The following is a 13196-nucleotide window of genomic DNA, read 5'->3' as shown; positions in this document are numbered from 1 at the left end:
TTTAACGCTTTAACGCTTTAACGCTTCAAAGGTTTAATCGGCCACGCCGCCGGGCTTCCTCGTCAACTCTTCCCGCCCGCATCGCCGGCCGTCGGAATCTGCGGCGGAACCGGCGCGGTCTGTCCGGTGGGCGGCGGCGCCGGCCTTGGCTCGTGCGACACATCGCGCGCCATCGCCAGCGGCGCATGCGGTCCGCCCCGCGTGGCCGGCCCCGCGGCAGCCGCTTTCTCCGCCTGCGCATGCATCGCGTCGTGAGCCGCTTCGTGCACCGCTTCATGCACATGAGGCACGAACCCCGACATCTCGTCGTCCTGCAGCGGCTGCCCTTCGCTATCCTTCGACGACGTGTACACCCGCATCTGCGGCACCGGAATCTCGATACCCGCCTCGTCCATCTTGCGCTTCAGCCGCAGATTGAACGCACGCGCCACGCTCCATTGCTGCAACGGCCGCGTCTTGATCTGCCCTTTCACGACCATCCAGTTCGGATCGAACCGATCGAGTCCCCACACCTCGATCGGACCCAGCATCTCGCGACGGTAGCGGAAGTCAGCCATCAGATCGGCGCCGACTTCGCGGATCAATTGCGTGATCTGATCGACGTCGGTGGAGAACGACATCCGTACTTCGAACACCGCATACGCGAAATCGCGCGACAGGTTCTTGACGATCTTGATCTGCGAGAACGGGATCGCGTGGATCGCGCCCTGGCCGTCGCGCAATCGCACGGTGCGAATCGACAGATGTTCGACGGTGCCCGCATGGCCGCCGTCCACGTCGATCCAGTCGCCCACCGAAATCGTGTCCTCGATGATGATGAAAAGCCCCGTGATCAGATCGGTCACGAGCGACTGCGCGCCGAAACCGATCGCGAGGCCGATCACTCCGGCGCCGGCCAGCAGCGGTGTGACGTTGATGCCGAGGTTGGCGGCCGTGACGATGCCCGCGATCGTCATGATCGATACCAGCAGCACGTTGCGCACGAGCGGGAGCATGGTGCGCGCGCGCATGCTCGGGCCGCGTCCCTTGTTGCGCGACCCGCCGGGACTGAGCGCCTCGGTGATCGCGGTATCGACCAGAATCCACAGCAGCCACGCGATGAACACCGTCGCGATGATCGCCGTCACCGCATGCGCGATGCCGCGCGCCGCGACGTTTTCCTCGATCACGGCCGCCAGCGACACGCCCCACAGACGCGCGGCCAGTTCGAAGAAAAACAGCCAGATGAACAGCGTCAGCAGCGTGCCGCAAAAGCGCAGCAGCCGCGTCAGGTAGGGCGAACGACGGCGGGCGCGGGCACTGCGCGGCCGCGTCATGCGCAGCACGATCGCCGACAGGAAAAACGCCAGCACCAGCAGCAAGGCCGTCACCACCGAAATCTGCAGCACGTTCTCGCTGGAGCCCGAGCCGCCGAGCGTCGCGACCACCGACGCCGTCGCCAGCACCAGCACGGGCACGTGCCAGAGCGCGGCGAGCACGTCGAACGCATCGGTGGCGGCCTTGTGGTCGTTGCGCTGCTCGTAGGGCCGGTTGCGGATCAGGTGCGCCACCGGCCGGCGGAACGCCAGCGCGAAATAGCCGGTGAGGATCGCGGCGGTCATGTTGGCCGCCGTCGATATCAGCGCGGCGAGGTTCGAGCCGAGTTGATGCGCGACGTCGTAATTGACCGCGGCATCGCCGAGCGCGCCGCACACGCCGACCATGAACAGCGCGCGCCGCGCGTGGTCGATCAGCAGGCGCACCGCAACGCGCCGATGCCCCGAGCCGAACAGCGAAAACATGATCAGGCAGATCGCCGAAAACACCGCGCCGGCGACGATCGCATACGCGACCACCATGCCCAGCGTGCGGCCGAGCGCATCGGGCATCGCGCGGACGAACAGCAGCGCGGCGAGAAACGCAACGATCCACGGGCCGACGCGGCGCAGCGCGAAAATCAGCAACTCGCGCGTGGTCGGATTCGGATTGAGGCCCAGCACGATGCCGAACCGCCGGTACAGCCGGTGCTGCACGTAGATCAGCGCGCCGGCGCAGGCGCCCCAGCCGGCCAGCATCGCGATCATCGAGAACAGAATGCGGCCGAAGCTCTCCTGCCCCTGCCCCGAGACGATCGTGTACAGCTCGTTGCCGGCGGCGTTGAAGCGGCCGCCCCAGTAGCGCACGGGCGTACGGCCCTGATGCACGTCGGATTCGAACGACGCGATGCCCGACGCGATCGCGCCGAGCAGGCCGGGGCTCGGCTGCGCGGGCGCGGGCGGCGTGACGTTCTGCGAGACCGCGCGCAGCTTCTTGAGCTGCGCGACGAGCGCGGTGCGCTGGCGGTCGTTGTCGAGCGTGGCGATCACGCTGTCGAGCGAGCGCGCGAGTTCCGCCTGGCTCGCGGGCGTCGGCGCGGACGCCGCGTCGGCCGCCGACGCGCCCGAGGCAGCCGCCGGCGTCGCCGTCGCGCTGTTGATCAGGCTTTGCAGCGCGGGAATCACGGGCGTGCTGGTGACGACGCCGGCCGCCCACGCACTCGCGGGCAGGCAACCGATGCACAGCAGCCACGCGGCGAGCCACGACAGATGACGCAACCACGCGGCGACGCGGGCGTGAAGCGAGCGGCCATGAGGGAAGCCGCTGTGAAGCGAGCGCGCGGAGCCGTCACGACGGGCGTGAAAGCCGGCGTCGAAAGCGTCGCCTGGCGAAGAAGAATGAAACACGGCGCGAGTCGCCGGCTGCCCGCCGTTAAACGGCGCAGCCTCGGACTCACGCCGCGATGGGCATGACTGCATGGCAATCCGTAGGAAAACGGGAGGCGCCAGTGTAGCCGCAGTTTTATCGGGCGCGACCGAACATGCGTAACCGAATGTTAGGACGCTTGCGCGGCGCGGCGTTCGCGACCGGCGTGTTGCGGCCGCCGTGTGCGGCTGCCGCGTTGCGTCCGATTCTCCGCGCCCGGCCTGCCAGCCTCAATACGCGACCGTGGCGATCTGGCGCACGAAACGCCCCTGCTCCAGCGCGTCGACGAAGGCAACCGCGTAGTCTTCCGCCGAAATGCGGCTATTGCCGCCGGCATCGGCGATCAGCGTGTCGGTGCCGGTGCGGAAGGTGCCGGTGCGCTCGCCCGGCGCGATCAGCGCGGCCGGCGCGAAGAAGGTCCAGTCGAGATCGCCGACGCCGCGGTAATACGTCAGCGCATCGCGGTGCGCAAGCGCGACGGGCTTGTACGCGTCGGGGAAACCGTCGGTGTCGACCAGTTGCTTGCCGGGCGCCACTTCGAGCGAACCCGCGCCACCCACCACCACGAGACGCTTGAGCCCCGCCGCACGCACGCCATCGACCAGCGCCCGGCTCGTCGTGCCCACCGCCGCTTCGTCACCCTTCGGCGGCGAATACGCGCTCGCCACCACGTCGTGCCCGCGCACCGCCGCGGCAATGCTCGCGGCGTCGTGCAGATCGGCCTGCACCGCCGTGAGGTTCGCGACATCGGCCGGCACGCGCGCCGGGTTGCGCACCAGCGCCGTCACCTGATGCCCGCGACGCGCCGCTTCCACGGCAATCCGCGAACCGATCATGCCGGTGGCGCCAAACAAGGCGATCTTCAGTTGCTTGCTCATCTCGATACTCCTGTTATGGATCAATGTGTAACTATGTTGATTACATATATCGTGGAAAAAAGAGGGGCGTGAGCCCCGTCTGGTGATCGAGCACGTGCGTCCTGACGACGACCGCCGCGCCCTTGAGTCTTACCGCTGCGACTTGTTTCTACCCGGTTCCGGCTTGCGCCAGACCTCGGCGCTCCCCGCTACCCGTCGCGCTAGCCTCGCTTCGCCACCTCGCCGTGCGTGCGCCGCCTGCGTTCCTGCTGCCGTTCGGCCCGCACCACGTCCGCCGTCGCATCGGCCAGCGTGCGCGCGCCGAGCGACGCTTCCATGGCCCGCTGCGCATCGTCGACGATGCCGCGCAGCACGCCCTGGATATGCCGCCCGACCATGCACGCCGGATTCGGCTCCTCGCGATGCAGCGCGAACAGTTGCGCGTCGTCCACCGCGCGGTACACCTCCAGCAGACTGATCTGCTCCGGCGCGCGCGCGAGCAGCGCACCGCCGCCCGCACCGAGTTGCGACGTGGTGAGCCCCGCCTCCGCGAGCATGGTCAACAACCGGCGGATCAGCGCGGGATTCGTGTTGACGCTGCCCGCGATCATCTCCGACGACAGCGGCACACCGTCCTGCAACGACAGCAGCGCGAGCACGTGCACCGCAAAGGCAAACCGGCTACTCGTATTCACGACAAACCTGCCCGGCGACGACAAAGTGCAACCATGGTAGTTACATTTAATCGGCCTGTCAAATTGACCGTCGAAACGTTGGACAGGTTTGCGCACGCCACCCTATTCGCCGACAGGACGGCCTCCCGGCCGAGGTTCGAGCCGATGCCGCGCATCACTTGTCCATCTGCTTCTGCGCGTCGCTCGCATCGCCCGAGGACGGCGACGCCGAGGCATTCGCCGCCGACGCCGAACTCTGCGCCGACCATTCCTGCAGCTTGCGCCCGGCGTTTTCCAGGCTCTGCCCGGTCAGCGACGCGGCCTTGCCGAGTTGTGCCTGGGTCGCGCTCGCCGCGTTCTGCAGATTCGCCTGCGCGGTCGACGCCAACGCGTTCGGATCGATCGTGATGGTCGGCGCGGAGGCGGCCGATTCGAGGTTCTGCTGCGCGGCGTTTTTCGTCGCGTCGACCTGCTGACCGACGTAGCTCGCGGCCTGATCGAGTTTCTGGCTCGCGACCTGGGCGGCGTCGTCGAGCTTGCCGGCAACCTGTCCCGCCGATGCGTCGTTCTTCTGGCAGGCGGCCAGTCCGCCGAACACGACGAGGACCACCGCGGCGCGGCGCAACAAAGGTGAACGGATCAATGCATTCATGATGAGATGTGAGCCGCGTCGAGCGGCTTCCGCTTGCGAAAACGCGCTCATCATACGCTGTCGGGCGCCGGGGACGCGGTACATAGCGCCGTCGCGGTTCTGTCAAACGGGTTGGAGTAGACTGCCGAAGCGTATTTCCGCGTTCGATCCGTTCCGTTGATCAATTGGAGGCATGCGATGGCAGCAAAGAAGATCCTGTTCCTGACCGGCGACTTCGCCGAGGATTACGAAACGATGGTGCCATTCCAGGCACTGCAGGCAGTCGGCCATATCGTCGATGCCGTGTGTCCGAACAAGAAGGCCGGCGACCGCATCAAGACGGCGATTCACGATTTCGAAGGCGACCAGACTTACACCGAGAAGCCGGGTCATCAATTCACGCTGAACGCCTCGTTCGACGACGCCGATCCGCGTCAGTACGACGCGCTGGCGATCGCGGGCGGCCGCGCGCCGGAGTATCTGCGGCTCGACCCGAAGGTGATCGAGATCGTCCGGCAATTCGCCGAAGCCGGCAAGCCGATCGCCGCGATCTGCCACGCCGCGCAACTGCTGGCCGCCGCCGATGTGATCCGCGGCAAGCGCATCTCCGCTTATCCGGCCTGCGCGCCCGAGGTGAAACTGGCCGGCGGCGACTATGCGGACATTCCGGTCGATGCCGCCGTCACCGACGCGAATTTCGTCACCGCACCGGCATGGCCCGCGCATCCGGAATGGCTGCGGCAGTTCCTCGTGCTGCTGGGCACACGCATCGAACTCTGAGCGGCTCGATTGGGTGGACCGGCTCGATCGGCTCGATCTGTTGATCGAACCGGTCTTCGGCATCGCGCTGGTCGACGCGTCAGCTCGACCTCCATCAAACGACACAACACGACGCGCGCGCGGCCCTTGCGGCAGCGCGCGTTTTCGTTTCAGGCGTCGTCATTTCATCCCAATTTTGAGACTAGTCCGATAGTTCGCACGGGAGCGCGTTCCTATAGTCGCCGCTCGACTTGGGAGCGTCTTTCGATGGAATTGACCGATTGGATCGTCATCCTCGCCGTCACGTTGATGGCGATTGCTTTTTTCTGTGCACGTACGTCGGCCGACTGGTCGCGCGAGAACCGCGCGCGGCGTTTGACAGGCACCCGGTTGCTCGCCCAGGCTGCGTGCTCGGTGTGGGCGGCGTTATTGATCGTCGAGCGCAGCGTGTTCACGCTGCAAGGGTTGGCGGGCTGGCATCCCGGTCCGCTTCAGGCGCTCACGAGTGTCGCGATGCTGGCCGCATGCGGCGGCTATTGGTCGATTCGCGCCGGCAAACTGCTGAAACCCCGGCGGCTGTTTACCGGGTACTGAGCAGGTACCGAGCGCGTACCGAGCCCGCGTTTCATCGAACATCACCCCGCGCCGATCCCCGTCCTGGCCTCGGCGACACGCGTCGTCGCCCCGCCGTTCAACGCCGCTTGCCGATCCGGCCGATCGCGTCCCGCCAGATCCGCCGGCCGCTCGCGCGCATCGCGAATCAGATGTATGCCGGGCGGCGCCGCCGGCGCGCTACGCGGCTCGACCGGTTGCGCGACACGCCCTTCGGCTTCAGGCAACGACAGATAAAACGTCGTGCCCACACCTTCTTTCGATTCCGCCCACACGCGCCCGCCGTGCCGCTCCACCATGCGCCGCACAAGCGCGAGGCCGATGCCCTCGCCCGCGGTCGAATTGCCGTGCAGGCGCTGGAACGCGTTGAACAGACGCGGCAAGGCGACCGCCGGAATCCCCAACCCGTTATCCCGCACGTAGAAGATCCGCAGCGAATGCACGCCAGGCGGCGCCGCCGTCGTGCCGATCTCGATGCGGCCTTCACGCGCCGGGTCCAGATAATTGACCGCGTTGCCGATCAGATTCGCGAACACCTGTTCGAGCGCGGTCGGATCGCCCCACACCGCCGGCAGCTCGTTGATGGTGACATGCGCCTGCTTCGCGCGAATCGAGCCCTGCATCGCATCGACGACGCGCGGCACGATGTCGGCCACCTCGACTTTCTGCTGCCGGTACTCGACGCGCCCGACGCGCGACAGCCGCAACAACGCGTCGATGATGTGCGACGCGCGCAGCACCGCCGTCTGCAGATAGTGCAGCGCTTCGCCGATATCCTCGTCGACGACCCGCTCGATGCGCTCGCGCGTCGGCACCGACAGCGACGATTCGCGCACCGCCGCGCGCAGTTCGTCGCAGGCGCGGATCAGCTCCTTCGAGAAACCCTGCAGGTTCACCAGCGGCGCGCGCAGATCGTGCGACACGCTGTAGATGAACATTTCGTTTTCCTGGGTCTGCTGCCGCAACGTCTCGTTGATGCGCGCGAGTTCGTCGGTGCGGCGCGCGAGGTCCGCCTGAAAGCGCGCCTGGATGCGCTCGGCTTCGAGCAGACGACGGCTCGTCTCGTGCAAGGTCAGGTCGAGCCGGGCGATCTCGTCATGGCCGGGCGCGATCGGCGCCAGCGGCTCGTTGCCGGCAAGCCGGCCGGCGTTATCGGAGAGCAGCGCGAGCCGGCCGCGCACGCCGCGCGTGAACAGCCACACGGCCAGCGCGACGAACAGCAGCGAGCCGAGCACGGCCGCGACCACGAGGGTCTGCTGGCGCTCGTGCGCGGCTTCGGCGGCGTTCGAACGCTGCGTGTCGAGGCGGCGCTCCTCCGCCTGGAAGGCGGCCACCTGCTGCCTGAAACGATCAAGCACGTCGGCAGGGGCGAGATTGCGGAAGCGGTCGAGCACGTCGCGGCGCCGGCCCGAATGCAGCAGGTCCTGCACCCGGTCCGACCATTGCCGGTACGCCTGCGCCGCCTGGCGCACCTGCACCACACGTTCGACCTGCGCGGGATTGTCGGCGACCAGTTCGGCCAGCCGGTCGATACGACGATCGACATCCATCCACACCGTGACCGGCGTGACGAAACGGCTGTCGCCGGCGAGCACCGCGCCGCGCAGCGCGACGGATTCGCCCAGCACCGGATCGAGAATCGCGGTGGTCTGGCGCAGCACGTCTTCGCTGTGGATCGCCCAGCGCTCCGCCTCCGCCGCGTCGGACTGCGCCTTGACCAGCCCGGACAGCAGCGCGAGTTCGAAGAGGGCCGGAATTGCGATCAGCAACAGGCCTTTGGTGGTCAGTCTCATGCGTGAGCGATGGAAATCGGTGGCCGGCGGGATACCGCACGGAACGGCACATTATGTCGGCGTTTGCGCGGGAAACAAAGCGCCGCCGCCATGTTCCAGGCCTCGCGCGCCAAACATAACTGGTGCGCGCCGCGAATGCGCATAAATCGTTGGGCGTTTGAATGCGAAGTAAGCATTTTCGAAGGTTATGCACGATTTTGGATCAATCCTTTCCACGCTGGACATCGACGCACTTTTTAAGTGCCTTCCAGCCGCTTCGAGGTGCATGACGGTCGCGACGGCAAATCCCCGTCTTCGACATGAAATCCCATCGCGGTGCGCAATTGCACCGCCAACGCACAGGACAGCACAAATTTGGCCCACTTCTTGCGTTCACTGCCCGCTTTTTGCCAAATGAGCGGGACACATCGATGGAAAGTCTGAAAAGCGGCAGCGATACCCTCTTCCTCCTGTTAGGCGCCGCGATGGTGCTGGCGATGCACGCGGGTTTCGCTTTTCTCGAACTCGGCACCGTGCGCAAGAAAAATCAGGTCAACGCGCTCGTGAAGATTCTGGTGGACTTTTCCGTCTCGACCATCGCGTACTTCTTCATCGGCTATACGATCGCGTACGGCGTGCAATTCTTCGGCAACGCCGAGGCGCTTGCCGCGCACAACGGCTACGCGCTGGTGCGCTTCTTCTTCCTGCTGACTTTCGCGGCGGCGATTCCGGCGATCGTGTCCGGCGGCATCGCCGAGCGCTCGAAATTCAACCCGCAGTTGTTCGCCACCTTCGTGCTGGTCGGCTTCGTCTATCCGTTCTTCGAAGGGATCGCGTGGAACGACCGCTTCGGCATTCAGGACTGGCTGACGCACGTGTTCGGCGTGCCGTTCCACGATTTCGCCGGCTCCGTCGTGGTGCACGCGTTCGGCGGCTGGGTCGCGTTGCCCGCCGTGTTGCTGCTCGGCGCCCGGCACGGCCGCTACCATCGTGATGGCGGGATCGCCGCGCATCCGCCGTCGAACATCCCGTTTCTCGCGTTGGGCGCGTGGGTACTGGCGGTCGGCTGGTTCGGCTTCAACGTGATGAGCGCGCAGACGCTCGACAAGATCAGCGGTCTGGTGGCGGTCAATTCGCTGATGGCGATGGTCGGCGGCACGCTGACCGCGTGGTTCGCGGGCCGCAACGATCCGGGCTTCACGTACAACGGGCCGCTGGCCGGACTCGTCGCGGTGTGCGCCGGGTCCGACCTGATGCATCCGCTCGGCGCGCTGGTGACGGGCGGCATCGCCGGGGTGCTGTTCGTTTATATGTTCACCTGCGTGCAGAACCGCTGGCGCATCGACGACGTGCTCGGCGTGTGGCCGCTGCACGGTCTATGCGGCGCGTGGGGCGGCATCGCGGCGGGGATTTTCGGGCTGCGGGCGCTGGGCGGGATCGGCGGCGTGTCGTTCGGCGCGCAACTGGTCGGCACGCTCGGCGGCATCGCGGTGGCGACGCTCGGCGGCACGCTGGTGTATGGCGCGATCCGCCTGACGGTCGGGCTGCGGCTCGATCAGGAAGAGGAATACAACGGCGCGGACCTGTCGATTCACCGGATTTCGGCGACCTCGGAATAAATGGGAACCTGAGCGGGAACATAAGCGGGAACATGAGCGGAAACACCCGCGCGGGACGCCTGCGGGCAGCGCTCACGGACCGCCGCGCTGCCCTGTCCCCACATGCGATCGGCGATGTTAGACTGGACCGCTGGAGATGGCATCTCCCTAACCGCCCTCGTGGCTGATGATGCCTGCTACGCCCGGATCACCGCGGACGCGGCATCCTCTCGCCCGCCGAGCCCGGTTCATCGACACTCCGAATCGCCAGGTCTCCTGCCATGTATTGGTCCATTCTTGCCGTCGGCATTGGCGGCGCACTCGGTTCCCTGTTCCGCTGGATCCTCGGCATCCGCCTGAACGGACTATTCTCCGGCTTGCCGCTCGGCACCTTCGCCGCCAACGTGATTGCCGGCTACGTGATCGGCGTGGCGGTCGCCGGCTTCGCACGGGCGCCGCAGATCGCGCCGGAATGGCGGCTTTTCGTCATCACGGGCTTGATGGGCGGCTTGTCCACCTTCTCGACGTTTTCGGCGGAAGTCGTGCAGCGTCTGCAGGACGGACGGCTCGGCTGGGCGGCCGGCGAAATCGCGATTCATGTCGGCGCGTCGCTGCTGATGACGGTGCTCGGCATCGCGACCGTTTCGCTGGTCGCGCGCTGAACGATCGACGAATCGCACCTTCAGGCAAGGGCGGCCGGTTCAATCGTGTCGCGACGAACACGGCGTTCAGCGAGCCGGTCACGCGTGATGCGGTTCCGCTCGCGCGGTGGCGTACGCCACGCACCGTCTCGCGAGCACATCGGTCGGGTCCACCAGACGAACCGATGCGCCGTTCGCACCGGCATAGGTCGGCTGAGGCAGCAGCAGCGGCAATTCCGTGCAGCCGAGAATGACGACATCCACGCCTCGCGCGATGAGTTCCTCCATCGCCGCGGCGATATCGGATTGGCACTGACCAGTCGTGAAGCCGGCCTTGACGCCCTCCTTCCCGTAGATCGCCTCCATCACTCGCGCCTGCAGGGGCGGACTCGGCACCACCTGCTCCAACCCTTGCGACGCCAGCGCTTTCGCGTAGACCCCGCTCTCGACCGTGCCGGACGTCGCCAGCACGCCGACGCAACGCATCGCGGGAAAAGTCTCGCGCAGATGGCGCACCGTCACGGTCAGCATATTCACGATCGGAATGCGCAGATACGGCTGGATGCGGTCGACGAACGCATGCGCGGTATTACACGGAATGGCGATGATGTCCGCGTCGCCATGTTCGAGCTTCTTGCACGTCGCATAGAGCGAAAGGGTTGGGTCCGCTCCATCGCCGATCAGGCTCTCGGTTCGATCGGGAATCTGCGGGTTCTGCTCGACCAGCAGTTTGATATGGTCCTGGTCTCTCGCCGCGGGCGTATTGCGCACCACCTTTTCGATGAAATCGACGGTTGCGGCCGGCCCGACACCGCCGACCACACCGACCTTGAACGGCGTCTCCGGCAACGCATACCGGCCGGATACCGCGTACTGCGCATAAGCCAGGTTCGAGTCCAGCAACGGCACCGTCAACGGGCCCATACTTTCCGCGACCAGCGCGATCTCGGTCAGCCCCGGAACGATGATGTCGGCCCCTTGCGAGATCAGGTCATCACACGCGACACGCAGGAGTTCGACCGGCCGGCCGCTCAGGCAACCGCTCTTTAGCCCGTCAGGCCCATAAACCGCCTCGGCGACGAGGTCGACGCCCTCCCGCAACCGCGGATACATGACGTCAAAACCGGGTGACGTGAAGTACGTCTCGAACAGCCCCCGGCGCTGTATGTACTCAGACGCGAGCACGCCGATTCGACGGACGGCCGGGAAACGACGCCGTACATGGCGCCGGATTCCCTCCATCATGTCGACGATCTGCAGCGGCGAATTGGCCTTCAATTCGTCGATGAAGGTATGGCTGACGAAGCACGGGAGCAGCACCGTCGTCACGCCTCGTTTCTCGAAGCCGCGAATCATGTCGAAGATGTACAGCATCCGCCCGGTGGACGCTTCCGCCCTCGAACCTGCCGTGCCGAACGGGTGCTGTTCGACGATCACGTCGGCATGCTCAGCCTCGCAGGTGGCCGACAGCGACTTGATCAGCTTGAAGAAAACGTCCGCGCCCGCCAGCGGCCCAAGACCGCCGACTACGCCGAACTTCCGCCCGGCCCTGGTCTGCGCTGCGGTCATTTCGGCTCGCTCCGCAGCCGGGCGAACGCGCTGTCCTCGACCACGGTCGCGCGCTTGACCGCACGCTGGGTTTCCCACTTCGCGATGACCGCCGTCGCGACGCTGTTGCCGATCACGTTCGTGGCCGTTCGCCCCATATCGAGAATCTGGTCGATCGCGAGAATCAGCACGACGCCGGAAGCCGGTAGATGAAACATCGGCGCCACCGCCGCGACGACCACCACCGAGCCGCGCGCGACACCGGCCATCCCCTTGCTGCTGATCATCAGGACGAGCAGCATCATGATCTGCGCGCCCAGCGGCATGTCGATGCCGAACGCCTGCGCGATGAAAATCGCGGCGAACGCCTGGTACATCATCGAACCATCCAGATTGAACGCATAGCCGAGCGGCAAGGTGAAACCCACCACCTTCTTGTCGACGCCGAACGCCTCGAGCTTTTCGCTGAGGCTAGGATAGGCGGCCTCGCTGCTGGCCGTCGAAAATGCGAGCATCGCCGGCTCGCGAACCGCCTTCAGCAGCGCCCAGATAGAGCGCCCGAGAAAGACGTGGCCGAAGGCGATCAGCAGGGTCCAGAGCAGCACCAGACCGACATAGAAACTGCCGATCAGCTTGCCGTAAGTGGTCAGCACGTCCAGCCCATGAAGCGTGATCGCCGAGGCGAGCGCGCCAAATACGCCAACCGGCGCAAGACGCATCACGTAGTCCGTCAGCTTCAGCATGGCGGGCACGAGCGCATCCACACCGGCGATCAGCGGCGCAACGCGCGGATCGGCCTTGAGCACGCTCAGGACGACGCCGAACAGCACCGAGAACACGAGGATCTGCAGAATGTCGTTGCGGGCCATCGCGTCGACGATGCTGGTCGGAAACGCGTGGGTCACGAAATCCTTGAAGTTAAGACCGGCGGTGTTCAGACCCGTGCTGACATCGGCGCTGGTCTGCACCATATGCAAGCCCGCACCCGGCTGAAGCACGTTGGCAAGCAGCAGCCCAAGCGCGAGCGACAACAGCGAAGCGCACAGAAACCAGCCGACGGAGCGCAAGCCGATTCGCCGGACCTCGCTCGTTCCGCCCATGCCGGCGAGGCCCGACACCAGCGTCGCGAAAACGAGCGGCGCGATGATCATCTTCACGAGGCGAAGAAAGATGTCGGTGATGACCGAGAAATACGCGGCAATGGCTTTTGCCTGATTAACATCGCCGGCCGACCGGTGACACACGTAGCCGACCACAATGCCGAGCACCATGCCGGCAAAGATATAGAGCGTGAGGCGATTCTTCATTTGCATCCGTCCAGTGGATAGTGCGAGGCACGCGCGCGACGGCGCCCGACACGTGAGTGGCGGAACCCAGTCGATC

11 protein-coding genes and 1 riboswitch are annotated in these 13196 nt (G+C 65.9%); of the genes, 4 read left to right on the top strand and 7 right to left on the bottom strand.

Translation table 11 applies throughout. From position 1 onward, the window contains the following. Positions 1 to 62: 62 nt before the first annotated feature. The 4 genes from LFL96_RS07510 to LFL96_RS07495 all read right to left on the bottom strand — a co-directional run bounded on the left by LFL96_RS07510 (position 63) and on the right by LFL96_RS07495 (position 4904). Positions 63 to 2774, bottom strand: coding sequence for a mechanosensitive ion channel family protein (locus tag LFL96_RS07510; RefSeq protein ID WP_280999732.1), 2712 nt, complete (start codon positions 2772 to 2774; stop codon positions 63 to 65). Between the two features lie 177 nt (positions 2775 to 2951). Continuing rightward, positions 2952 to 3599 carry an NAD(P)-dependent oxidoreductase gene (locus LFL96_RS07505; RefSeq protein ID WP_280999730.1) on the bottom strand — a complete coding sequence of 216 codons (648 nt, stop codon included), beginning with the start codon at positions 3597 to 3599 and terminating at the stop codon, positions 2952 to 2954. Positions 3600 to 3799: 200 nt separating this feature from the next. Further along, positions 3800 to 4273, bottom strand: coding sequence for an Rrf2 family transcriptional regulator (locus tag LFL96_RS07500; protein WP_280999728.1), 474 nt, complete (start codon positions 4271 to 4273; stop codon positions 3800 to 3802). A 154-nt stretch (positions 4274 to 4427) separates the two neighbouring features. Then, on the bottom strand, positions 4428 to 4904 hold the full coding sequence (locus LFL96_RS07495; RefSeq protein WP_280999726.1) for a hypothetical protein: 477 nt from the start codon (positions 4902 to 4904) through the stop codon (positions 4428 to 4430). A 177-nt stretch (positions 4905 to 5081) separates the two neighbouring features. Here LFL96_RS07495 and LFL96_RS07490 point away from each other — a divergent pair, with 177 nt between their 5' ends. Both LFL96_RS07490 and LFL96_RS07485 read left to right on the top strand, forming a co-directional pair. Next, a complete protein-coding gene (locus LFL96_RS07490; protein WP_280999724.1) occupies positions 5082 to 5663 on the top strand; it encodes a DJ-1/PfpI family protein in 582 nt (193 codons plus the stop codon). 246 nt (positions 5664 to 5909) lie between these two features. Beyond that, positions 5910 to 6236 (top strand): hypothetical protein, encoded by a 327-nt coding sequence (locus LFL96_RS07485; RefSeq protein WP_280999722.1) that lies wholly within the window; start codon positions 5910 to 5912, stop codon positions 6234 to 6236. A 41-nt stretch (positions 6237 to 6277) separates the two neighbouring features. On the opposite strand, the gene LFL96_RS07480 is transcribed toward LFL96_RS07485, so the two are convergent. Further along, on the bottom strand, positions 6278 to 8047 hold the full coding sequence (locus LFL96_RS07480) for a sensor histidine kinase (protein WP_280999720.1): 1770 nt from the start codon (positions 8045 to 8047) through the stop codon (positions 6278 to 6280). A 410-nt stretch (positions 8048 to 8457) separates the two neighbouring features. Between LFL96_RS07480 and LFL96_RS07475 the strand changes: the two genes are divergently transcribed. Beyond that, positions 8458 to 9645 carry an ammonium transporter gene (locus tag LFL96_RS07475; RefSeq protein ID WP_280999718.1) on the top strand — a complete coding sequence of 396 codons (1188 nt, stop codon included), beginning with the start codon at positions 8458 to 8460 and terminating at the stop codon, positions 9643 to 9645. 123 nt (positions 9646 to 9768) lie between these two features. Further along, positions 9769 to 9828: riboswitch (Fluoride riboswitch) on the top strand. Positions 9829 to 9905: 77 nt separating this feature from the next. Continuing rightward, entirely contained in the window at positions 9906 to 10286 is a 381-nt protein-coding gene (gene crcB / locus LFL96_RS07470) for a fluoride efflux transporter CrcB (protein ID WP_280999715.1), read from the top strand. A gap of 78 nt (positions 10287 to 10364) precedes the next feature. Here the strand turns inward: crcB and LFL96_RS07465 are convergent, their stop codons facing one another. After that, positions 10365 to 11834: an amino acid racemase gene (locus tag LFL96_RS07465; RefSeq protein WP_280999713.1), complete on the bottom strand. Its 1470-nt coding sequence runs from the start codon at positions 11832 to 11834 to the stop codon at positions 10365 to 10367. Further along, complete coding sequence (locus tag LFL96_RS07460; protein WP_280999711.1) at positions 11831 to 13120, bottom strand: dicarboxylate/amino acid:cation symporter; 1290 nt, start codon at positions 13118 to 13120, stop codon at positions 11831 to 11833. The genes LFL96_RS07465 and LFL96_RS07460 overlap by 4 nt, the downstream gene beginning before the upstream one ends. Positions 13121 to 13196: the final 76 nt, after the last annotated feature.

It is taken from the genome of Paraburkholderia sp. D15 (assembly GCF_029910215.1).
Taxonomy (GTDB): domain Bacteria; phylum Pseudomonadota; class Gammaproteobacteria; order Burkholderiales; family Burkholderiaceae; genus Paraburkholderia.
Note: the sequence above shows the minus strand (reverse complement) of the source record. Positions and strands in the feature narration are given on the sequence as shown.